Annotated in this window: 22 protein-coding genes; 7 read left to right on the top strand and 15 right to left on the bottom strand. The window is 62.7% G+C overall.

Translation table 11 applies throughout. The features are described 5' to 3' along the window. The first annotated feature begins 14 nt into the window (after window positions 1-14). Complete coding sequence (locus tag J7E82_RS03865) at window positions 15-758, top strand: glutamine amidotransferase (protein WP_214860812.1); 744 nt, start codon at window positions 15-17, stop codon at window positions 756-758. Window positions 759-784: 26 nt separating this feature from the next. Here J7E82_RS03865 and J7E82_RS03860 read toward each other — a convergent pair whose 3' ends face one another. The 7 genes from J7E82_RS03860 to J7E82_RS03830 form a co-directional block, all read right to left on the bottom strand. Next, entirely contained in the window at window positions 785-2,023 is a 1,239-nt protein-coding gene (locus tag J7E82_RS03860; RefSeq protein WP_251041404.1) for a CapA family protein, read from the bottom strand. Window positions 2,024-2,220: 197 nt separating this feature from the next. Continuing rightward, window positions 2,221-3,147, bottom strand: coding sequence for a pyridoxal 5'-phosphate synthase lyase subunit PdxS (gene pdxS / locus J7E82_RS03855; RefSeq protein ID WP_214860567.1), 927 nt, complete (start codon window positions 3,145-3,147; stop codon window positions 2,221-2,223). Between the two features lie 166 nt (window positions 3,148-3,313). Next, window positions 3,314-3,943 (bottom strand): phosphatidylinositol phosphate synthase, encoded by a 630-nt coding sequence (gene pgsA / locus J7E82_RS03850; protein ID WP_214860565.1) that lies wholly within the window; start codon window positions 3,941-3,943, stop codon window positions 3,314-3,316. Then, entirely contained in the window at window positions 3,933-4,526 is a 594-nt protein-coding gene (locus J7E82_RS03845; RefSeq protein ID WP_214860564.1) for an HIT domain-containing protein, read from the bottom strand. The genes pgsA and J7E82_RS03845 overlap by 11 nt, the downstream gene beginning before the upstream one ends. 18 nt (window positions 4,527-4,544) lie before the next feature. Further along, the gene (gene thrS, locus J7E82_RS03840) at window positions 4,545-6,554 is read right to left on the bottom strand and encodes a threonine--tRNA ligase (RefSeq protein WP_214860563.1); all 2,010 of its coding nucleotides are present in this window, start codon (window positions 6,552-6,554) and stop codon (window positions 4,545-4,547) included. Between the two features lie 131 nt (window positions 6,555-6,685). Continuing rightward, window positions 6,686-10,135, bottom strand: coding sequence for a DNA polymerase III subunit alpha (locus J7E82_RS03835; protein WP_214860562.1), 3,450 nt, complete (start codon window positions 10,133-10,135; stop codon window positions 6,686-6,688). A 3-nt stretch (window positions 10,136-10,138) separates the two neighbouring features. Next, window positions 10,139-10,504, bottom strand: a complete 366-nt coding sequence (locus J7E82_RS03830; protein ID WP_214860559.1) for a DUF6504 family protein — start codon at window positions 10,502-10,504, stop codon at window positions 10,139-10,141. 114 nt (window positions 10,505-10,618) lie between these two features. Here J7E82_RS03830 and J7E82_RS03825 point away from each other — a divergent pair, with 114 nt between their 5' ends. Further along, window positions 10,619-11,008: a hypothetical protein gene (locus tag J7E82_RS03825; protein WP_214860558.1), complete on the top strand. Its 390-nt coding sequence runs from the start codon at window positions 10,619-10,621 to the stop codon at window positions 11,006-11,008. Here J7E82_RS03825 and J7E82_RS20970 read toward each other — a convergent pair. Together J7E82_RS20970 and J7E82_RS03820 are read right to left on the bottom strand one after the other, a co-directional pair. After that, window positions 11,005-11,127: a hypothetical protein gene (locus J7E82_RS20970; RefSeq protein ID WP_285289693.1), complete on the bottom strand. Its 123-nt coding sequence runs from the start codon at window positions 11,125-11,127 to the stop codon at window positions 11,005-11,007. The two genes, J7E82_RS03825 and J7E82_RS20970, sit on opposite strands and share 4 nt — an antisense overlap. Before the next feature lie 36 nt (window positions 11,128-11,163). Then, window positions 11,164-11,928 carry an SOS response-associated peptidase gene (locus J7E82_RS03820; protein WP_214860557.1) on the bottom strand — a complete coding sequence of 255 codons (765 nt, stop codon included), beginning with the start codon at window positions 11,926-11,928 and terminating at the stop codon, window positions 11,164-11,166. A gap of 139 nt (window positions 11,929-12,067) precedes the next feature. Here J7E82_RS03820 and J7E82_RS03815 point away from each other — a divergent pair, with 139 nt between their 5' ends. Further along, window positions 12,068-12,325, top strand: coding sequence for a mycoredoxin (locus tag J7E82_RS03815; protein WP_214860556.1), 258 nt, complete (start codon window positions 12,068-12,070; stop codon window positions 12,323-12,325). Between the two features lie 3 nt (window positions 12,326-12,328). Here J7E82_RS03815 and J7E82_RS03810 read toward each other — a convergent pair whose 3' ends face one another. From J7E82_RS03810 to J7E82_RS03800, 3 genes are all read right to left on the bottom strand, one after another. After that, on the bottom strand, window positions 12,329-14,638 hold the full coding sequence (locus J7E82_RS03810; protein ID WP_214860810.1) for an FdhF/YdeP family oxidoreductase: 2,310 nt from the start codon (window positions 14,636-14,638) through the stop codon (window positions 12,329-12,331). A 117-nt stretch (window positions 14,639-14,755) separates the two neighbouring features. Further along, window positions 14,756-15,520: a lipoate--protein ligase family protein gene (locus J7E82_RS03805; protein WP_214860555.1), complete on the bottom strand. Its 765-nt coding sequence runs from the start codon at window positions 15,518-15,520 to the stop codon at window positions 14,756-14,758. Beyond that, window positions 15,520-16,320: a thioesterase family protein gene (locus tag J7E82_RS03800; protein ID WP_214860553.1), complete on the bottom strand. Its 801-nt coding sequence runs from the start codon at window positions 16,318-16,320 to the stop codon at window positions 15,520-15,522. The genes J7E82_RS03805 and J7E82_RS03800 overlap by 1 nt, the downstream gene beginning before the upstream one ends. Before the next feature lie 125 nt (window positions 16,321-16,445). Between J7E82_RS03800 and J7E82_RS03795 the strand changes: the two genes are divergently transcribed. Next, window positions 16,446-17,213 (top strand): endonuclease/exonuclease/phosphatase family protein, encoded by a 768-nt coding sequence (locus J7E82_RS03795; RefSeq protein WP_214860808.1) that lies wholly within the window; start codon window positions 16,446-16,448, stop codon window positions 17,211-17,213. A 36-nt stretch (window positions 17,214-17,249) separates the two neighbouring features. On the opposite strand, the gene J7E82_RS03790 is transcribed toward J7E82_RS03795, so the two are convergent. Together J7E82_RS03790 and J7E82_RS03785 are read right to left on the bottom strand one after the other, a co-directional pair. Then, window positions 17,250-17,444 carry a DUF1918 domain-containing protein gene (locus tag J7E82_RS03790; RefSeq protein WP_214860544.1) on the bottom strand — a complete coding sequence of 65 codons (195 nt, stop codon included), beginning with the start codon at window positions 17,442-17,444 and terminating at the stop codon, window positions 17,250-17,252. A 58-nt stretch (window positions 17,445-17,502) separates the two neighbouring features. Beyond that, window positions 17,503-18,006 carry a DNA alkylation repair protein gene (locus J7E82_RS03785; protein ID WP_214860537.1) on the bottom strand — a complete coding sequence of 168 codons (504 nt, stop codon included), beginning with the start codon at window positions 18,004-18,006 and terminating at the stop codon, window positions 17,503-17,505. Between the two features lie 340 nt (window positions 18,007-18,346). Here J7E82_RS03785 and J7E82_RS20525 point away from each other — a divergent pair, with 340 nt between their 5' ends. Next, window positions 18,347-18,958, top strand: a complete 612-nt coding sequence (locus tag J7E82_RS20525) for a PDDEXK nuclease domain-containing protein (RefSeq protein WP_308113601.1) — start codon at window positions 18,347-18,349, stop codon at window positions 18,956-18,958. After that, a complete protein-coding gene (locus tag J7E82_RS20520; RefSeq protein WP_308113599.1) occupies window positions 18,889-19,041 on the top strand; it encodes a hypothetical protein in 153 nt (50 codons plus the stop codon). The genes J7E82_RS20525 and J7E82_RS20520 overlap by 70 nt, the downstream gene beginning before the upstream one ends. Window positions 19,042-19,091: 50 nt before the next feature. On the opposite strand, the gene J7E82_RS03775 is transcribed toward J7E82_RS20520, so the two are convergent. Next, on the bottom strand, window positions 19,092-20,069 hold the full coding sequence (locus J7E82_RS03775; protein ID WP_214860536.1) for a dienelactone hydrolase family protein: 978 nt from the start codon (window positions 20,067-20,069) through the stop codon (window positions 19,092-19,094). 147 nt (window positions 20,070-20,216) lie between these two features. Between J7E82_RS03775 and J7E82_RS03770 the strand changes: the two genes are divergently transcribed. Then, entirely contained in the window at window positions 20,217-20,861 is a 645-nt protein-coding gene (locus tag J7E82_RS03770; RefSeq protein ID WP_214860534.1) for a ribonuclease Z, read from the top strand. Window positions 20,862-21,042 lie beyond the last annotated feature (181 nt).

The following is a 21,042-nucleotide window of genomic DNA, read 5'->3' as shown; positions in this document are numbered from 1 at the left end:
CGGAAGAGTCGAGAATGGAATACGTGAGCAACCATGCGAGCAAGGGAACCATCAGGGTTCTCCAGCTTTATCCGCGCGACATGAACATCTACGGTGACTGGGGCAACGCCCTGGTCCTCCAACAGCGCATCCGCTGGCACGGCTACACTCCCGAGCTGCTGGAATACAACGTCGACGACGAGTTTCCGGACGACGTCGACATCATCCTGGGCGGCGGCGGGCAGGACAGCGGGCAGCTGATCATCCAGGACGATCTCCAGGCACGCGGACCCATGCTTCGCGACATGGCAGAGGACGGCACTCCCATGCTGGTGATCTGCGGGCTCTATCAGCTGTTTGGCCGCTTCTTCAAGACCAGCTCGGGCACCATCATTCCCGGCATCGGCATCCTGGACGTCGAAACCCATGGCAGCAGTGAGCGCCTGATCGGAAACGTGACGTTGGACTCCCCGGAATTCGGCGAAGTACTGGGCTACGAAAACCACAGCGGCCAGACCACACTCGGCCCAAGTGTCAGGCCCCTTGGCATGGTGTCAAAGGGCGCGGGCAACAACAGCAAAGACGGCCACGAAGGCGCCAGATACAGGAACGTGGTCGCAAGCTACCTGCACGGCTCGCTTTTGCCGAAGAACCCGGCTATCGCGGACTTCCTGATCCGTACGGCCGCCGAACGCAAGTACGGCACCTTCCTCCCGGGCCATCCTGACGACGGATTTGCCATGCTGGCCCGCGAACACGCGGCCCGCCGCCCGCGATAAATACGCCAACGGCCTATTTCCCTGGCCTATTTTTCCGTGGTGATCAGGAGTTCGTGGGCTCCGGCAGCTGCGGCGCCCATGGATTCAACCACGGTCTTGGTCCGGTTCCGTGTGGCCGCGTCGGCTTCCGCAGTGGCGCAGACACCTTGCGGTGCATCGGAGGCCACTGAGCACCAGCGGTAGGGATCGCGGACAATGACCGACGGCACCCAGCCCAGGTCCGAGGCTTTCCAGGCGCCGGAGGCATCCTGGCTGAACTGGGCGCGCACCAGCAGCCCCTCATTGTTGAGCACGTACCAGGGTGACAATTCGGTGATTCCATTGCCGAGCCCATACACGATCCAGGTGCCCTTGTAGTTTTCGATCGGCAGCACCGAGTGGGTGTGGTGTCCGTAGATCATGGTGAACTGTCCGCTGTCCACGAGGGCGTGGGCAACCTCCTGTTGCTGCGCATTTGCCTCACTGGCGTATTCGTCACCGGCGTGCATCACACCCAGGACTATGTCTGCGCCGAGCTGCCTGGCTTGGGTTGCCTTGGCGATCATCGCCGCCGGGTCGAGCTCATCGACCTGCCACGGGTACTCAGGGATCTGGCCGTTGTGCCCGTAAGTGCCGACAACGACGGCGATTGTGGCGGCGTCCGTCTTCAGCGTCAGGATCTCTTGGGACTCCGCCTCGCTCCGGTAGGAGCCCGTGTGCTTCAGGCCCGCGGCGTCCAGGGCATCGAGAGTCCGTACCAGTCCTTCGGTGCCGCGGTCGATCGTGTGGTTACTGGCCGTGGTGCAGGCCTGGTACCCGACGTTTTTCGACGCCGTGGTGATCTGGGGCGGGACATTGAACGACGGGTACGCGGAGAAGGGACCCTCAGAAGTGGAGACCGGCGTTTCCTGGTGGCAGATGGCCAGGTCGCTCTGTTGGATGTATCGGCGCTGGCCCTCCAGCAGCGGCACGAAATCGTAGCCCGGCTTGCCGGCTGCGGCGGCATCCTCGCGCGCCTGCTGCCACAGCTGCGTGTGGACCAGCATGTCTCCCGTGACCAGCACCGATGTGCAGCGCAGGGTGGGGCAGTCCGGACCCTTGCCCGGCGTCGGTGTGGGGGCGGGCGTTCCGGTGGGCGACGCCGACACTATGACTGTTGGGGCGGCAGACGGGCTCTTGGAGTTGTTTTCGGCAATGAGTCCACAGCCGGCGGCGGCAACCGCGAGGAGGATGGAGGACGCGGTTGCAGCGAACACTGCGTGGGATCTGTGGGCGAGGGCGGGCATGGCACCCATCCTATGACGACGGCGGCCCCCCACCGGTGAAGGTGACGCGCCGCCGTTGAAACGAGGTGGAGGCGTGGTCCGGCAGCGTGCGTAAAAGGGGCCCCGCGTCCCCTCACGCCGCGAAGCGGCCATGGAGGGACGCGGGGAATAGCACGCAGAGGACTACGGCTTACCGCCGCAAACTCGAGTCGAGGGAATTACCAGCCGCGCTCGGCGAGGCGGTGCGGCTGCGGGATTTCGTCGACGTTGATGCCCACCATGGCTTCGCCCAGGCCGCGGGAAACCTTGGCGATCATGTCCGGGTCATCGAAGAAGGTGGTGGCCTTCACGACGGCGGCCGCACGCTGGGCCGGGTTGCCGGACTTGAAGATGCCCGAGCCAACGAACACGCCGTCCGCGCCGAGCTGCATCATCATGGCAGCGTCAGCCGGGGTTGCGATGCCACCGGCGGTGAACAGCACCACGGGAAGCTTGCCGGTGGCGGCAATTTCCTTGACCAGTTCGTAGGGAGCCTGCAGGTCCTTGGCGGCCACGTAGAGTTCATCCTCGGGCAGGGCGGAGAGCTTGGCGATCTCCGCCCGGATCGCACGCATGTGCCCCGTGGCGTTGGAGACGTCTCCAGTGCCGGCCTCGCCCTTGGAGCGGATCATCGCAGCGCCTTCGTTGATGCGGCGCAGCGCCTCGCCGAGGTTGGTGGCACCGCAGACGAAGGGAACGGTGAAGTTCCACTTGTCGATGTGGTTCACGTAATCGGCCGGGGTGAGGACCTCGGACTCGTCGATGTAGTCCACGCCGAGGGACTGCAGGACCTGCGCCTCGACGAAGTGCCCGATACGGGCCTTGGCCATCACGGGAATGGACACGGCGTTGATGATCGCATCGATCATGTCCGGATCGGACATGCGGGACACGCCGCCCTGGGCGCGGATGTCCGCCGGAACACGCTCCAGCGCCATCACAGCAACCGCACCGGCGTCCTCGGCAATGCGGGCCTGTTCGACATTGACGACGTCCATGATGACGCCGCCCTTGAGCATCTCAGCCATGCCACGCTTCACGCGGCTGCTGCCGGTGACGCTGTTGGCGGACGAACCGGCTTCGTTGCTTACATCAGGTGTAGACACAAAAACCCCTATGGGTAGATAGAAGACCTCCCCCGGACGACGTTCTGACTGCGCAGCAGTCTGGCCGCGTTACGCGCACGCCGGAGGGCAAGATCCATTTGACCAAGTACCTCAATACTAGTCCCCAGCGGGCGAGGACTAGAACTCAGGTATTTCGCGAAACTTCCTAGGCGGCTGTACCGTCATCGACGTCGGCCAGTGCCTGTCGGTGGACGGTCGCGATGCGCTGGATGACCGTGATCAGGCTCGCAATCGCGAGGAGCGTGAGCGTCACGACCATCACCACCGACGGCAGGCCCAGGCCGGTCAGGCCGGCCACGAGCAGCACCGAAACCAGCCTTTCCGCGCGCTCGGCGATGCCAACATTTGCGGTGAACCCCAGAGATTCCGCCTTGGCCCTGGCGTAGGAGACAACCATGCCAAGCACCAGGCAGACGACGGCGGCAACGGCTGCCGCGCGGTCGGCACCGTCAGTGAAGAACCAGACGGCCAGCCCCGCGAAGATGGCCCCGTCAGCAATACGGTCAAGGGTGGAGTCGAGGAAGTTGCCCCAGCGGCCTGCCGGTCCGTTGAGCCGCGCCATGATCCCGTCCAGGACGTCGGAGAGTGCGAAGACAGCGATTACCACGGTGCCCCAAAACAAATGGCCCAAGGGATAGAGAATCAATCCCCCGATAATCACCCCGATGGTTCCCATGACGGTGACCGCGTCCGGTGATACTCCCGATTTCAGCAGCCAGCGGGCAAGCGGGGAGAACAGGGCGGTGAAGAGTCCGCGAGCATGCCTATTGAGCATCCGACTCCCCCGGCCAGGCTTCCGCCACCTGCTGGCGGACCTCGTCAAGGGTCTGGGTGATGGCCTTGGTTTGGGCGATGATCGGGAAGAAATTACCGTCGCCGCCCCAGCGCGGAACCACGTGCTGGTGCAGGTGGGCCGCAATTCCCGCGCCTCCGGTGACTCCCTGGTTCATGCCGAGGTTGAAGCCGCTGGGATTCGCCACCTTGCGCAGGACCCGCATGGCGGTCTGCGTAAGTTCGGCGAATTCCGCCGTTTCTTCTGCAGTGATGTCCGTGTAGTCCGGGACGTGGCGGTACGGGCACACCAGCAGATGGCCAGGGTTATACGGGAACAGGTTCAGCACGACATAGCACGTCCGCCCGCGATAGACGATCAGCGATTCCTCGTCGCTGCGGGACGGCGCGATGCAGAACGGGCAATCGTCCTGGTCCTTGAACTGCTGCTGCCCGCCCTTGATGTACGCCATCCGGTGCGGGGTCCACAGTCGCTGGAAGGCGTCCGGGACCCCGGCCAGCCCGAAGCCGTCCGTGACGTCGGCATCGCGCGGATAGTCCGCCGATGCGCCTGGGTTTTCCTGCACCGTCCTCGATCCGTCCTGTCAGCTCTCGCGGTTCCGGACGGCGTCCACGATCCGTTGCACTGCCTCAGCGACCGGCACACCATTATCCTGGCTGCCGTCACGGAAGCGGAACGACACGGCGCCTGCCTCGGCATCCTCACCGCCGGCGATCAGCACGAAGGGAATCTTGTCCTTGCTGGCGGTGCGGATCTTCTTCGGGAAGCGGTCGGAGGAGATGTCCACCTCGGCCCGGATGCCTGCGGCCTTGAGCTGGTCAACGACGTCGAACATGTACTCATTGAAGGTTTCGGCCACCGGAATGCCCACGACCTGGACGGGTGCCAGCCAGGCAGGGAAGGCACCTGCGTAGTGCTCGGTGAGCACGCCCATGAAGCGTTCCACCGAGCCAAAAAGGGCACGGTGGATCATCACGGGGCGCTGGCGGGAGCCGTCGGCAGCTTGGAATTCGAGCTCGAAACGCTCGGGAAGGTTGAAGTCCAGCTGGATGGTGGACATCTGCCAGGTACGTCCGAGCGCATCCTTCGCCTGCACGGAAATCTTGGGACCGTAGAACGCTGCTCCGCCCGGATCCGGGATCAGCTCAAGGCCGGACTCCTGCGCTACCTCGGCGAGGGTCTTGGTGGCCTCTTCCCAGGCTGCTTCCTCGCCGACGTACTTCTCGGGATCCCTCGTGGACAGCTCCAAGTAGAAGTCGTCCAGGCCGTAGTCCTTCAGCAGCCCAAGGACGAAGTTGAGCGTTTTGGTAAGTTCGTCCTTCATCTGCTCGCGGGTGCAGTAGATGTGGGCGTCATCCTGGGTCATGCCCCGGACTCGGGTCAGGCCGTGAACCACGCCGGACTTCTCGTAGCGGTAGACAGAGCCAAATTCGAACAACCGTAGCGGAAGCTCGCGGTAGGAACGTCCTCGTGAGCGGAAGATCAGGTTGTGCATGGGGCAGTTCATCGGCTTCAGGTAGTAGTCCTGGCCGGGCTTGCGCACGGTGCCGTCCTCGTTCAGTTCCGCGTCGATGTGCATCGCCGGGAACATGCCCTCCTTGTACCAGTCCAGGTGACCGGAAACCTCGTAGAGGTGTCCCTTGGTGATGTGGGGGGTGTAGACGAACTCATAGCCGGCGTCGATGTGGCGCTGCCGCGAGTAGTCCTCCATGGCCTTGCGGATGATGCCGCCCTTGGGGTGGAACACGGGCAAGCCGGATCCCAATTCATCGGGGAAGGAGAACAGGTCCAGCTCGGCGCCCAGCTTGCGGTGGTCGCGCCGTTCAGCCTCGGCAATACGCTCCTGGTAGGCCTTCAGCGCTTCCTTGGTGGGCCAGGCGGTGCCGTAGATGCGCTGCAGCTGCTGGTTCTTCTGGTTGCCCAGCCAGTAGGCGGCCGAAGAGCGGGTCAAGGCGAAGGCGTTGGAGATGAGCTTAGTGTTGGGCAGGTGCGGGCCGCGGCAAAGGTCGCACCACACGGTGTCACCGCTCTTACGGTCCACGTTGTCGTAGATGGTGATGTCTCCGGCGCCCACCTCGACGTTGACGCCTTCGCCGGCGTCGGCTGCCTCGTTCTTCTTACCCAGCAGTTCGAGCTTGTAGGGCTCATTCTTCATAGCCTCGCGGGCTTCGTCCTCGGAGACGACGCGGCGCACGAATTTCTGGTTCTGGTTGACGATCTTGAGCATCATCTTTTCGAGGGTGCGCAGGTCCTCAGGAGTGAAGGGCTCCTGGACGTCGAAGTCGAAGTAGAAGCCGTCGGTGATGTAGGGGCCGATGCCGAGCTTGGCATCCGGGCGCAACTGCTGGACCGCCTGCGCCATGACGTGCGCGGTGGAGTGCCTGAGGACGTTCAGCCCGTCCGGGGAATCAATGGTGACGCCTTCGACGTGGGTACCCTCTGAGAGGGGCTGGTCAAGGTCCTTGAGTTCCCCGTTTACCCGGGCCACAACGACGTCGCGCCGTTCGAAGAAGAGCTCCGCCCCAGTGGTCCCCTCCGTCACCTTGGTCTCTTCGCCATCGACGATGAGGGTGATCTGCTGGGCATCTGACACGGGTGTCTCCTATTCACATGGTTAAGGCTTCATAGCTTGTGGCGTACGGGGACCACAGCCAGCCATCGTCCATCGTATCCGCTTCGGTGAGGGCGGCCAAAGTAGCCGAGCGCCTTTGGGGAGCAGCTGCTTCAGCTCCCCAGGCCTGTAATGGCGAGGTTCCGCGCGATCCCATCGAGGGGTCCAGGCAGGGTTTCGATGCGACTGAGGTCCCACGCCATGCTGGCGCTGAGGCTAATACCCTTGGGGCCCGTGCGGCGGGTGGTTCCCCGGATCAGCAGCAAGCGGGTGCCGAACAGCAGCGGACCGGACCGTTCCTGGGCCTCATGGAAGAACACGCTGTCCACGCAGCCTGTGCCGTCGTCGATGCTGATGAAGACCACCCTGCGCCCGCCACGCATAGGCGGGGTCTGTGTCGCGATCCTGACCCCGGCCACCAGCACCTCGGTTCCATTCCGCAGCCCCAGGAGCTTGTCCGCCGTTGTGACTCCCAATCTTTCAAGCAGTGGACGGTGGCTTTCCATGAGGTGTTCAGTGACGTCTACAGCCATCAGGTCCAGTTCGGCCCGGACGTTCTCCACCATGGTGGGTTCCGGCAGCTCCGGCGAAAGATTCCGCAGTTCGACGTCTCCCAGCGGGAGGGACAGTTGGCCATCCAACACCTCAGGACCTTTCCGGACAGTACTGTTCTGGAGTTGCTGCAGGTGATGCACCAAGTCAGCCCGGTTCGCATTTCCACCAGAGTCCCGGTGCAGGGCATCAAAGGCGCCAAGCTGCGCCAGCCGCTTGATGTTCGGTTTGCTCAAGCGGGCCCGGGCACGGAGGTCTGCCAGTGAGTCGAAGGGCTGTCCGGCCACGAGCCTTTTCAGCTCGGCCCCGGAAAGGCCGTAGATCCCCGCAAAGCTCAACCGGATTCCCAACTTGCCGTGGTGTTCACCGGTTTCAATGCGCTCTACCCGATATTCAGCCCCGCTCCTGTTGATATCCAGCGGAAGGATGGGAATTCCCAAACGCCTGGCCTCAGCCACCAGGAGGCGTTTGGGGTACATTCCGGGATCGTGCTCCCACAGTCCGGCGAGGAACGCCTCAGGATGGTGGGCCTTCAGCCAGGCCGACTGGTAAGTAGGAACAGCGAAAGCCGCCCCGTGTGCCTTGCAGAAACCAAAACTGCCGAAAGACTTCAAGGTGAACCAGACCTTGTCCACCACTTCAGGGGTGTAGCCGTTGGCCTTCGCCTCCTTCCGGAAGTACTCCTCCACCTGGGGTTCGAGTTCCTCATTGCCCAAGGCACGGCGAAATTCATCGGCCCGTGCAAGGCCGCAATGGGTCATGACGTCGAAGGTTTTCAGGATCTGTTCGTGGAAGACCGTCACGCCGTGGGTCTCCTGGAGCACAGGCTTCAGGTCAGGATGGGGGTACACCTCCGGGGCGAAGCCGTGCCGGTGTTCAAGGAAGGGGCGCACCATGTCAGATTTCATGGGTCCCGGCCGGAACAGCGAAATGTCGATGATGAGGTCGTTGAAGTCGCGCGGCGCCATCTTCCCAACGAGTTCCCGCTGTCCAGGGGATTCGATCTGGAAGCAGCCCAGGGTGTGTGTGCTCCGGATGAGCTCGTAGGTGGGCTCGTCATCCAAGGGAACTGCGTTGAGATCTATCCTTCCCGTGGAGTCGATGTAGTCGGGGCCGCTTCCATCCGGATCGACGGGATGCTTCCCTGCCGCCACGACCTCTTCCCTTGAAGGGTGCAGGCGGATGATTTCACGGACGGCAAAGGCCATGGCACTTTGCATCCGCACGCCCAGGACATCCAGTTTGAGCATGCCCATGGGGTCCATGTCGTGCTTATCGAACTGGCTCATGGGCAGCCCGATTCCACTGGGTTGGACCGGGGTGCGGTCCAACAGGGTTGCGTCACCGAGGATCACTCCGCACGGGTGCATTGAAATATGTCGTGGAAGGCGATCAAGCCGTTCCGTGAGATCCACCAGAAGGTCGAGCTGCTGGTTCTCAGGAACGGAGCCCTGCCCCACACGCCCGGCGAATTCGCGAAGTTCCGGTTTCTCCACGAGCGCCTCACGGAATTTCCGTGCCGAAAAACGCCACAGCTGTTTAGCGATTTCTCCGATCTCGCCGTCGTCCATCCCCAGTGCAAGCCCTGCGTCGCGGACCGCGCCCCGTGCCCTGTATCCGTTCTGCATGCTCATGAGGGTGACGCGCTCCGACCCGAAGCGTTCGAAGATCCGCCGGTACACGTTGTGCCTTTCGGCGCTTTCGACGTCGATGTCGATGTCCGGGAGGGTTGACCTGTCCTGTGAGAGGAACCGTTCAAAGATGAGGTCGTGCTCGAGTGGATTCACCTGGCTTATATCAGTCAGGTAGTTGACCAGACTGGACGCACCTGAGCCGCGCGCCGCCGCCCTTACCCGCATCCCGATGATCATCCGTGACACTTCGGCCACCGTCAGGAAGTAGGAGGCGAAGCCCAGTTTTTCAATAATCCGCAGCTCGTGATCCAGCCGGTCGCGCATCCGGGTCCGGGCCTCACCGCTGATCCCCGGGAAGCGCCTGTTTACCCCCGCTTCGCAACGCTGGACAAGTTCCATCATGGGATCCCCTTCGATCCCGATAACCGAGGCCTCGGGGACCACGGGCTGCTTCCAGCCCATATCCAGGACGGAGTCGATGCGGCAGACGTCGGCGAGCGCCTCTGTTTCTGCCAGAAGCTTCCTGAATCCTGCTGTGCCATAGCCGGCTGCACCGATGATTTCCTTGCCAAGCATGGCCATCTGCTCTGCCGACTTCAGCCAGCCCTGTCCGTTGGGCTGCAGCATGGGGGCAGCGGAGAGTTCGGGAAGTGATTTCAGCGAGCGCGCGGAGTCCAGGACATCCGCGGTGGCGGCACCGTCCTCCGCGCAATATCGGACAGCGTTACTTAGGACGGCCGGGACGTTGTGTTCGTAGGCGAGCTTGAGCATGCGCACAGCATGGGCGGTGCTCAAAAATTCTCCCGGGGCGGTGAGATGGGTGACAATCTCGGCGGCCACTGTTCCGGGGGGCATGGCTTCCAGCCAGCGTTTGAAGAGGGTGCGGGGACGGAGGTAGCGTCGCCCGCCCATTTCACGCCCGACGTCGGAACTCGGACCGATCAGCACCGTCAACACGGGTTCCAGGGTGTCGGGATGGAGGGTGCGTGATGCCAGTTCGGCTCGTGTCACCGCTACTGGTACCGCCCCTCCCGCTTTTCCTGAGGTCCGGGCGTGGGCATCGGAAACCAGTCTGCACAGGGCCCGATAACCGGCTCCCGCGTTGTGTCCGTGGGCCAGGACGACGACGCGTCCGCCCACCTGCGTGCGGTGGTCGCCGTCGTCGTCAAGGACCGCGAGGTCGACGCCGATAATGGGGTCGATACCCGCGTCCATGCATGCCTTGAGGTGCTTGACCGTGCCGTACAGGCCGTCGCGGTCTGTACATGCCAGGGCGGTGGCGCCATCTGCCGCGGCAGCTTGCGCCAGTTCATCTGGCCAGGACACCCCATAGTGTGCGCTGAAGGCGGTGGAGACGTGCAGGTGCGTGAAGCTCATAATTCAGGCGGTTCGGGTTTCTGTTTCAGTGCATGAGGAGCGGAGGGCGTCATGGACGCGCAGGAGGCGCCAGCGTCCGCTGCCCAGGTGCTTTACCAGGTCAAGGGTGAGCGCGTGCTCACTGGTGGACTTGGGCTCGCCTGAAGGTTCAATGCCGGAGGTTACTACCTGCACGCGCCAGATCTCGTGGTCGACAAGTCCGGCACCGCTTCCCAAGGGTGCGCGGGTTTCTTCCGCCCACCATTGACGCCTCTCATACCAACGCACAGGTTCGGCGCAAACCCGGTATTGCCGGCCGCCCCAACATAGCTCGGCAGGCTCGCCGGAGGGAGTGCAGACAACGTCAACTGACTCACTGAACATCCCCATGTACTGGCCTCCATCATTCGAACAAGTATTCGAATACTTCCAGTCTACGCGCGGGGGACGACAAAACCTAGATGAGGGGTGGACGCCAAGGACGGCAGAGAGCAGGATTGAGCCATGAGCAGCCAAGAAGCACTCCTGAAAAAGGCCAGCATCGCCGCCAAGGAATCCACTCTGGTGGCCCAGTTCGATATAGAGGGCAATATCCCCGGGTCGGGGGCTTATGTGGTTGGCCTCCTAGCCGCCGATCCCGACTATTCGTCCCAGCGCCGGCTCGGCATCGAGTTCATGAACGGCGAGGCGATTGCCTTCTACAGCTTCAATCACGATCAGGGCACCGAGGAAAACTATGACCTCAGCGGCGTGGAACATTCCGGCAACACGATTACGGGCCACTTCCCCCTTTCCGCGATCAACGGATTGGGCAAGCCCCACGTCATGACGGCGTTCAGCGACGCCGACGGCCGGGAGTTCCAGGCTGGAGTTGAGGTGGCCGAGGACCTCTAGGGCTGAGCGGTTGCCCTGTGGACCTCTAGTTCCAGTTCAATGAAGGCGTCGATCATCGCCCGATAGCTGGCTTCCACGACGTGGGGGCTGGTTTCTTTCTTCTCGGCCAGCGAGCGCACATTGTCGATAATGCGCTAGTCCGCGGTGACTCCCGGTTAGAACAGAGCTTCGACCGGCTTGATCAAGTCCGGACCGTTATTACGGACACTTCCGACGGCGGCCCCCACCGCTTCCAGCGCCCAGCCTGCTGCGGCATCATGCGCCGCCGAGCGAACCAGGTCCACGAGTCCCGCCGCATCATCGACATTGGGGTCGAGCCATGCTTTCATCGTCTCCCGGCTCATAGGGAGCGGTACCCGGTCATGGAGGGCTGTCAGTTCGTCGAAGACGGACGTGCCGCCATTGCCTGTGGGAATCCCGGCCGTTGGCGTGTCCGTCGTGATAATCGACGTCGACAGCAGCCATTTCGAGGGATCACCCTCGTCTTTGGACGGGTCACGCCACCACTCGTAGAGGCCGGCGAAAGCCTGGCTGGATCCGTCACCTGGGTGGACGTAGTAGGGCTGCTTGCTCTTTCCCTCGCCTTTCTTCCATTCGTAGTAGCCATCAGCAGGAACTGCGCAACGGCGCGATGCGACGGCCTTCCTGAAGGACGGCTTTTCGAGCAGGGTCTCGCTCCGGGCGTTGATGAGCTTCGCGCCGCCGGAGGGATCCTTCGCCCAGGACGGGACCAGTCCCCAGCGCGCCAGATGCAGCTGCCTCTTGGGAGCGCCCTCAATGACCCGCTCAAGAACGATTGGCACTGGGTCGGTTGGGGCTACATTCCATGATTTCGTCAATTCCAGGTCATGTTCGAGCTCGGCGTCGAATTGCGCCAGCAAGTCCCCCACGGCCCTGGCCATTACGTAACGTCCACACATGGCTCCAGTCTGCCCCGTTGTCACCGGCTGCACCAGCATGTCATGTGACACAGCGGCTCCAAGGAATTCCGCCGGGCACGCTACCGTTGAGCACAGTGGCTCCCGGCAGGAGCCAGGCGACCGACGACAGGAGACATCCGTGGACTTCACCCCCGAATCCGGCACCATCACCATGTTCTCGACCATGTGGTGCGGTTACTGCACCCGACTCAAGAAGCAGCTCGACGCCCAAGGCATCGGCTACAACGAGATCAACATCGAGGAAGTCGAAGGAACTGCCGAGCTCGTGGAGCAGATCAACGGCGGAAACCGCACCGTTCCCACGGTCCTTTTCCCTGACGGCACCGCAGCCACCAACCCCTCCGCGGCAGAGGTCAAGACGCGCCTGGCAGCCTAAGAATTAGTTGGGCGCGGCGGCCGGCTCAAGCCGTACGATCACCGATTTCGACGCCGGCGTATTGCTGCCTTCGGCCGTCGAATCAAGCGGCACCAGCACGTTGGCCTCCGGGAAGTAGGCTGCCACGCATCCCTTGGCCGTGGGATACGAGATGAGGCGCAGCTGGCGCAGGACCCTGTCCACGCCGTCGGCGGCCTCGCTGTGCACATCCACATACCCGCCGTCGGCTAGCTCCAGCTCAGCCAGGTCCTCGGGGCTGATGAACAACACCATGCGGCCCTTCTTCACGCCCCTATAGCGGTCGTTCATGCTGTAAGTCGTGGTATTGAACTGGTCGTGGGCGCGCACAGTCTGCAGGATCAGTCGTCCGGGCGGCACTTCGATGGTGTCCAACTCGTTCACGCTGAACATCGCCTTGCCGGTAGGCGTGGGGAACTTCCGCTGGTCGCGGGGGGCGTGCGGCAGGACAAAGCCGTCTCGGAGCCTGATCTTCGTATTGAAATCCTCGAAGCCCGGAACCACGTGCGAGATGTGCTCGCGGACTATGTCATAGCTGTGCTCGAAACCCGCCCAGTCCACCGGAACCTTGTCGCCAAGAACGGCCCGCGCCATCCGCGTAACGATTGACATTTCGGAAAGGACCTGCCGGGAAATGGGCTCAAGGATTCCCGTTGAGCTGTGCACGGCGCACACAGTATCCTCCACCGTGACAAACTGCTCTCCGCTGGCCTGCCTGTCGATCTCGGTCCGCCCGAGTGCCGGGAGGATCAGCGCCTGTTCCCCAACCACGGTGTGGGAGCGATTGAGCTTGGTAGAGATTTGAACTGAGAGCCGAGTGTTGCGAACCGCTGCCTCTGCAACGGCTGTATCAGAAATAGCGTGGACCAGGTTTCCGCCGAGGGCCACCAGGACCTTGATCTTCCCGTCGCGCATGCCGCGGATGCTGCCGACGGAGTCGACGCCGTCGTGCCGCGGCGGGTCGAAGCCGAACTCGCGCTGCAGGGCGTCAAGGAACCTCGGGGGCATTTTTTCCCAGATGCCCATTGTCCGGTCGCCCTGGACATTGCTGTGGCCGCGGATCGGAGAAGGGCCAGCACCAGGCTTGCCGATATTGCCGCGCAGCAGCAGGAGGTTGACGATTTCCTTGATGGTGGGCACGGCTTTCTTGTGCTGCGTCAAGCCCATTGCCCACGTGATGATGACTTTCTCCGCGCGCATATAGCGATCGGCCAGCTCATCGATTTCCTCGCTGCCCAGGCCTGTCGCGGCGAGCACCTGCTCCTCGTCGAGTCCCGCGAGGTGCGCCTCGAATTCCTCCAGCCCCTGGCAATGCTCCGCGAGGAAGGCGTGGTCCAGGACAGTGCCGGGCCTGGCACGTTCGGCATCAAGGACGCGCTTGGAGACTGCCTGGAGCAGGGCCATGTCGCCGGCCAGCCTGATCTGGAGGAATTGGTCGGCAAGATCCGTTCCCTTGCCGATCAGTCCCCCCGGCCGCTGTGGATTCTTGAAGTTGATTAGTCCGGCTTCCGGAAGCGGGTTCACAGCGACGATGCTCGCCCCTGCCTGCTTGGCTTCTTCCAGCGCCGTGAGCATACGAGGATGGCAGGTTCCCGGATTCTGGCCCATGATGATGATCAAGTCGGCCTTGGCAAAGTCGGTGTAGGTGATGGCGGACTTTCCTACTCCGAGTGTTTCGCCCATGGCGTGCCCGGTTGATTCATGGCACATGTTGGAACAATCCGGCAGGTTGTTCGTCCCGAATGCCCGCACGAAGAGCTGGTAGGTAAAGGCTGCCTCGTTGCTGGTGCGTCCGCTCGTGTAGAAAGTTGCCTCATCGGGAGAGTCCAGGGCATTGAGTTCCCGGGCTATGACGCCGAAGGCCTCGTCCCAACTGACCGGCCGATAGTTCCGCTCGCCTGCGGCTTTGTAGACCGGTTCCACCAGCCTTCCCTGTTGGCCGAGCCAGTACTCCGAGCGCGAGGCGAGGGAGTCGACGTCGTTCTCTGCCCAGAACCCTCCCGGAATCCGCAGCGGCTCGGCCTCCCAGCCCACGGCCTTGGCGCCGTTTTCGCAGAACTCTGCCAGCTTGCGCTCCGGCGGGTCAGGCCAGGCGCAGCTCATGCAGTCGAAGCCGTCCTTCTGGTTGATGGCCCGCAGCGTCTTCCAGGCCCGGGCAGGTCCCATCTCGGCCACCGCATGCGGCAGAGTTTCGCTGAGGCTTGGCAGGCCAGCGGCCGATCGTTTGGGCGGACTGACGCTTAGTTCGACGTCGGAATCCACAACCTCGGCTGGCTTCCTATCGGGCCTTCCCAGCAGTTTTTTTGTTACGTACCTGGCCACCCCGGCCACCTTCCTTGGTGGGCTCTGGCCAACAAGCCTAGTCCTGCTTGAATCCGACTACAACGGAGGCTCCGGCTACGGCAGCGGCGCTTAAGGAAGCAGCGTGCGGAAGTCGCCGTCGGATACTGCCCAATGGTCCCCATAGGCGCGAATGATGGCCTCCTCGACCGCGGGAACGTCCACATGCGGCACGAGGTCGTTGACAGCACCGGCGGTGGCCGGATCCCATTCCAGTCCGAGGGCCTCGTAACTCACCGTCAGCACTTCCCGGATGGGGGCAGAGTCCTCAACAACCACCACTGAACTGAACAGCCAGCCGCCCGAAACCACGCGCTGCGCGGTGCCGATCAGCTTGATCCTGCCCTCCGGGGTCCCCTGCCTCCCGCCATGGACGCTGAACTCACCGGGGCAGTACTCCCCCGGGATCTCCCCAACGCCCGCGTGCACACCCAGGCTGCGCAGGGCTCCAGCCAGCAGCTCTCCGAAGTAGGCGAAACGGCCTTTCGCCCCGGCAATCGCGTCGGCATTGGGCTCGATGTGGTCCACAACCAGTGTGCCCTCGTGATATGCGGCGGCGCGCCCTCCGGCCTTGCGGACGAGCGGTTCGAAGCCCAGCCGGCGGCAGGCCTCAGCCGCGGCAGGAAAACCCGGAAGTTTCTCGTCGCGCTGGCCAAATGCAACTGTGGGTCGGGGCCGATAGAGCCGAAGGGTCGGGCCAAGCCGGCCGCTGCGGGCCTCCTGGAGCAGCGTGAGCCCGAATTCCAGGTCCTCCGCCGCACCGAGGGACTCCTGCTGGCGGAACACGGTCAGGGTAGGGGCCTCTTCGACCAGGGTCTCCTCGATACCCTGCACCATCACGCCTTCCTCAGCGTGAGGATCTGTTCAGCGCGCCCGAACGGGCCTTGGGGGTCATGGAGCACTGTTGACGTGAGCCCGATGCCGTCGCTGCCAAAGGAGACCGAATTATCCAGGCCGAGCCATTCCCCTGAGGGCGCGCGATACATGTGAATCTGGAGGTCGACGTTGGGAAAGAGGTGGCTGCCTCCCGGAGGAACCCGGGCGGCAATGCCGTTGGCAGTATCTACCAGCCCAACGAGGCGAGCCAGGTCAGTGCTGTCCTTTTTGTCCGTGAGTGGATGCTCCGTGTGGACCCACACTTGCCCCGATCCCGGCCTGTGGTCATCTGCCTTCCGCATATCCAGGGACCTGATGTATCCTCCCGGCCAGGCGCTCGCCCAATCCCCGGGTGTGCAGTCTTCCAGCGGGGGCATCGGATGGTCTTCGACGACGGCGATGCCGCTCGTGTCGGAGGTAATCATGCGCCAGGCTGTGGCACGGATAGCCACCCGTCCGCCGGCCAGGAGTTCAGCCTGGATGAGTTCGATGGTTCGGCCGGGCCGGAGGGTAGTGGTGATGACCTCGAACTCGCCGCCCGGGATCAGCCCCAGGATCTCGTAGCTGAGCCGGGCCATCCTGACGTCATCGCGCGGCTCGTGCCGTAGCAGGCGTTCGGCAAGCAGCCCGGACGCCGGTGCCATATGCTGCTCATGCGGGTTCCAGGCGCCCTGGGCATGGATCGTGGAGCGGAACTTTCCGTCTCCCAGCGACTCATAATAGAAGTCGCCTTCGGCAAGTTCGGGCAGTTCGATACTCAAGGCTGACCCTTTCTGGCAATCTGTTGATCCGGGACAACACTACTTCGGTTCCACCCACAACGCCTTCCGATGGGTAAAGTGAAGGAAGGTCCATTCCAACTACGAGCACAAGAGGCGCGGTCCTGATACGAGTCATCAGCTACAACTTACGTAAGCACAAGGCCAGCGGTGAGCTTCGCGGCCTTGCGCACGGCTTCGACGTCGATGCGCTGTGCTTGCAGGAATGTAATACCGAGGAACTCCCCACGACGCTCGGCCCACTCCACCTCGCGGATGCCACCAGGGGAAACCGCCTCGGCCTGGCCGTCTACTACCGGACCGCTCGCTTTACGGCAATCGAATCAAACGCTTTTTCCCTCAAGAAATCCCTTCATGACCGGGTTCTGACTCCGGCGCACGAGCGACTCCTGGGCGTTCGACTCATCGATAACGCCACCAACCACGGACTGGTACTGGGTTCATTCCATGCCGCGCCGCTGACGGCGTCCAATTCCCTGCGCAGGGAACAAATCCACGCTGCGCACGCCGAACTGCTCGGCATGGGCGGGGAGCAAATGACCTTGATGGTGGGCGACTTCAACTACCCCTTCTTCACGCGAAACCTCACAACGCATATGAAGAACTCAGGCTATGAACTGTCCCTGAGCGACCGGCGAACGTACACGCGCTACAAAGTCTTCAAGGGACACTTCGATTTCGCCACGTCCCTGGGACTGGTGATCGGCAAGGTGGAAACCCTGCCGCGGGGCGCGTCGGATCATCTGCCGATCCTTGTTCACGCTGAATACGGCAATAATTCAGTGAGCTCGAATGCTTCGGGAATCCCGGAGATTGCAGGCATAGAAGAAGCTGAGGCTCCGACCATCGAATCGCCTCGATCGTCGGAGCCCTAGAAACGTCCGGATCAGAGTAACGTCCGGATTAGCTGCTCAGGTGGCTTCCTGATGCCGGTCAATCATGAAATCTCCACCTGGAAAAACGATGGTTTCATGGCCGTCGTCGAAGCGTACGCGGTAGGGCGGTGCGCCGTCCTCGCCTTTCACCTCGATGATTTGCCCGTGCCGATCCGACCTTTCGACGGTAGTGCCCCGGATGATGATCCGGTCTCCTTCAGTTGCCTTCATGGCAATCACCTCCACACCCCAGAATACGATTGACCGGCCTGCCTTGGAACAGGTCCCTTCAGTCGAATTCACCCTTCTGCGCGCCTGCCCGAGACAGCATTGCCGCCCGTCGCAGCAACTCATCAGGTTCGCCTGCCCAGCGGTCAAGGACACGTTCTGCATGCACCCTGTCCTGGCCTTCAAGGCCTGCCAGCAGCGGAGCAACGACGTCGACGGCGAGCGGGTCCACCAAGGCAGCGACGCGTGCCTGCCTCACGAAACCCTCGATGCGTGTGAGGTCCGAATTCTTCAGCATCCCGGCCTTCGACTGCAGGAGGACGACTGCCGCCAGGCGCCGCTCAAAGACAGGAACATCCCACAGCTCTGAGCTCAGGGCTGTTACTTCGTCATGGCTAAGGTCGGGGTGACGGCGGAGCACGTCACGAATGGTTCCCCGGATCGCACCCACCGATGCGCCGTAATACGAAAGCTCGCTTCCAAGGCTCTGGCGGGCAGCCTCGGCCCGGCTCCAGGATGCTCCCCGCTGGAGTGCGAAATCCACGAATTCCCCGGCTTCGCTCACCCGCTCATTCTTTCGCCTTCCGGGGGCCGCCGTCGACAAAAATGTCAGTGCCCGCCCATAGCTTGGGTTCGACAGTAGCCCAGCCGCAGGAGACGTGAATGCCAGCCCAGAATCTGACAACAGGACCGCCACACGGAGCAACGGCGGCAGCATTCCGCGGAACTCCCGCTGAATCCTCCATGCCACTGTGGTACCCGGAACTGTTGGCAACAGTTGCCGGCGAGATCACCACCGGTCGGTCACGGGCAATTACGGCCGTCAATAAGGAACTCCTGAACTCCTACTGGAAAATCGGACAACAACTGGCCAGCCGGGAGTCTGAGCAAGGCTGGGAGCCAAGGTGGTCAGCCGACTGTCCGCAGACATCCGCAACCGCTTTCCCGGCGCCAAGGGCTTCTCACCAAGGAATCTTCGCTATATGAAGAGCTTTGCGCAGGCCTGGCCCGAGTTCCCAATGTTGCAAGCGCCGCTTGCAACATCGCCCTGGTATCACCAGATCGCGCTGTTGGAAAAGCTCGATGACGCCGCGACGCGCCTCTGGTACGCGGCGGCCGCCGTCGAACATGGCTGGTCCCGCAACGTCCTGGCCCATCAAATCGAAACCCGCCTGCACGAGCGCTCCGGGCAGGCCATCACCAATTTCAAGACCACTATGGTGCCGGCCGACTCGGAGTTGGCCCAGCAGGCCACCAAGGATCCGTACGTTTTTGATTTCGTGGCCATGACCGACCGCCGCAGTGAGAGGGAACTGGAGCTGCAACTGATTCAACATGTGGAGAAGTTCCTGCTGGAACTGGGCCAGGGGTTCGCTTTCGTGACCTCCTCGCGCATGCGGATGACAAGCCGACCATCGGTCTGCTGCTATGCAAGGAGAAGAACAGCGTGGTGGCCGAATATGCCCTGCGCGGCTTCAACACTCCCATCGGCGTGGCTGAATGGCGGACCTCGGTAGCCGAATCCCTGCCTGAGGAATTCGCGTCGAGCCTGCCGAGCATCGAAACGCTGGAAGCCGAACTTACAGTTCCCGGTGGTTGAGCTTGTCCCCTGTGGTTGAGCTTGTCGAAACCCAACCCCCGCCAGGCCCTTCAGACGTGCTGGCCAAACCAGGCCAGTGTGTCCTCCCATGCCGCGGTAGCCTGCGCCTCGACGTAGCGCTGTCCAGTGTCGTTATGGAACGCATGGTCGACGCCGGGATACACCTTCATCTGGTTGATGATGCCGGCGACATTTAGGGAATCGCGGAGTGCCGGCATGGACCCGGTGATCCGCTGGTCAAGCTCGGCGTAGACGCCAAAGACCGCCGCCTTGATGTTCGGAACCTTGTCCAGGTCGGGAGAGGGTCCGTAAAACGGTGCGACGGCCTTAAGACCGGTCAATTCGGTTGCGGCCTGCCAAGTGATGCCACCGCCGAAGCAGTAACCGTTCATGGCAATTCGCTCCGGGTCGACAAAATCCCGCGTCTTCAAATAGTCGAAACCCGCAGAGAAGTCAGAGACGTGGCGTGGGGCTCCGGCCTGGGTCAAGGCACCGGGGACGGCGTCGGGGTCCATTCCCGCCGTTCCGCCCTCCCTGCTCAACAGGTCCACCGCCAGGGCCGCGTATCCGGCCTTGGCGAAGCGTCGCGCCACGTCCTGGATATGCGGGGTGAGGCCGCGGTTCTCATGGCAGACCAGTACGGCTGGTCCCTTGTTTCCTGCCTCAGGTCGGGCAAGGTAAGCACTGATGTCCGTTCCGCCTGCAGGGAATCGCACAGTAGCCGTGACCAGGCCAGGCGCACCCTCGGGAACCGAAAGCGGACTCTTGGCTCCTGGAACGGTGCCCGGAGAAGTGGTGGCGGTGCCCGTCCCTGGACTGGTGGGCGTGGGAGTGGGCATAGGGTCCGTACCGCGGGGAACTTCATCCGGCGTGCACCCGACCAAAGCCATTGCAGCGGCTGCTGCCGCCATGCTTCCGGTGATGAAGGCCACGCGTCTAGTGAAGGTGCGGTGGGACATGTCCCCGGCCCGATAGTCGTCGTAGAACTCCTCGATCAGGTACTTCTCAAACTTGCCAAGCCGGGCCATGATTCCTCCTGGGTTTACGGGAGATAATCCTCCAAGACATACGACGCTACAGGGGACGATTCGGTTCGGCACTGATGTTCTGGAACGGCGTTCGTGCGCAAAACAAAAGTAACGACACTAAGCGCATGACGGTGAGACACTCGTGCCATGCGCGAACTCGTCGTTCTTGGAACCGCGTCGCAAGTCCCGACGCGATCCCGCAATCACAACGGATACTTCCTCCGCTGGGACGATGAGGGCATTCTCTTTGATCCCGGCGATGGAACCCAGCGGCAGATGATCCATGCCGGCGTCTCCGCCTCGGAGGTGACCCGCATCTGTATCACCCACGTCCACGGAGATCACTGCTATGGGCTCCCCGGTGTGCTGTCACGCCTTGCCCTGGACAGGGTGGCGCATCCCGTCCGTCTGCATTACCCCGCGTCCGGCGAAGACATCATCTGGCCGCTGGTCGCCGTCGCTTCGCCGGGCATCGATCTCCGGCTTTATCCCCACGACGAGGCCGGGGCCATCGCGCCCGGCGTCGAAGTCCGTCCGCTGCTGCACCGCATAGAGACGTATGGATATCGGCTGACTGCCCCCAGCCAAAGTTTCGCCTTCGTCATGGATACCGCACCCTGCGCCGGGGCGGAGGAACTTGCCGACGGCGTCGACCTCCTGGTTGCCGAGTCCACCTTCAGCGACGACGACGGCAATCTTGCCGCGCAGTTCCGTCACCTCACGGCGGGCCAGGCAGGCACTTTGGCTGCTGCCGCCGGCGTCGGCACCTTAGCCTTGATCCACCGATGCTGATCGGGGCGCCGACGGCGGGTTAAACCGAGAATGCCCGTCTTTTCAAGGAAAATGGAGTTTGTCTAGAACCCATTGACAACCGAAAAGAGAGGCATCTCGTAGGTGCAAGTTTCGCATAAGCGGTCCGCTGTGTCAGTTTCCTTTGATGAGCCGAACCTCGTGTCGGCTGCCCGGCTGCTCC

It is taken from the genome of Arthrobacter sp. ISL-30 (assembly GCF_018613855.1).
Lineage (GTDB): Bacteria > Actinomycetota > Actinomycetes > Actinomycetales > Micrococcaceae > Arthrobacter.
Note: the sequence above shows the minus strand (reverse complement) of the source record. Positions and strands in the feature narration are given on the sequence as shown.

What these genes read in the sequence shown, in the direction of transcription:
- J7E82_RS03865 (WP_214860812.1), top strand. Translation starts at nt 15, where the DNA reads ATGGAATACGTGAGCAACCATGCGAGCAAGGGAACCATCAGGGTTCTC.
- J7E82_RS03860 (WP_251041404.1), bottom strand. Translation starts at nt 2,023, where the DNA reads ATGCCCGCCCTCGCCCACAGATCCCACGCAGTGTTCGCTGCAACCGCG.
- pgsA (WP_214860565.1), bottom strand. Translation starts at nt 3,943, where the DNA reads ATGCTCAATAGGCATGCTCGCGGACTCTTCACCGCCCTGTTCTCCCCG.
- J7E82_RS03835 (WP_214860562.1), bottom strand. Translation starts at nt 10,135, where the DNA reads ATGAGCTTCACGCACCTGCACGTCTCCACCGCCTTCAGCGCACACTAT.
- J7E82_RS03830 (WP_214860559.1), bottom strand. Translation starts at nt 10,504, where the DNA reads ATGGGGATGTTCAGTGAGTCAGTTGACGTTGTCTGCACTCCCTCCGGC.
- J7E82_RS03825 (WP_214860558.1), top strand. Translation starts at nt 10,619, where the DNA reads ATGAGCAGCCAAGAAGCACTCCTGAAAAAGGCCAGCATCGCCGCCAAG.
- J7E82_RS03820 (WP_214860557.1), bottom strand. Translation starts at nt 11,928, where the DNA reads ATGTGTGGACGTTACGTAATGGCCAGGGCCGTGGGGGACTTGCTGGCG.
- J7E82_RS03805 (WP_214860555.1), bottom strand. Translation starts at nt 15,520, where the DNA reads ATGGTGCAGGGTATCGAGGAGACCCTGGTCGAAGAGGCCCCTACCCTG.
- J7E82_RS03790 (WP_214860544.1), bottom strand. Translation starts at nt 17,444, where the DNA reads ATGAAGGCAACTGAAGGAGACCGGATCATCATCCGGGGCACTACCGTC.
- J7E82_RS03775 (WP_214860536.1), bottom strand. Translation starts at nt 20,069, where the DNA reads ATGGCCCGGCTTGGCAAGTTTGAGAAGTACCTGATCGAGGAGTTCTAC.
- J7E82_RS03770 (WP_214860534.1), top strand. Translation starts at nt 20,217, where the DNA reads ATGCGCGAACTCGTCGTTCTTGGAACCGCGTCGCAAGTCCCGACGCGA.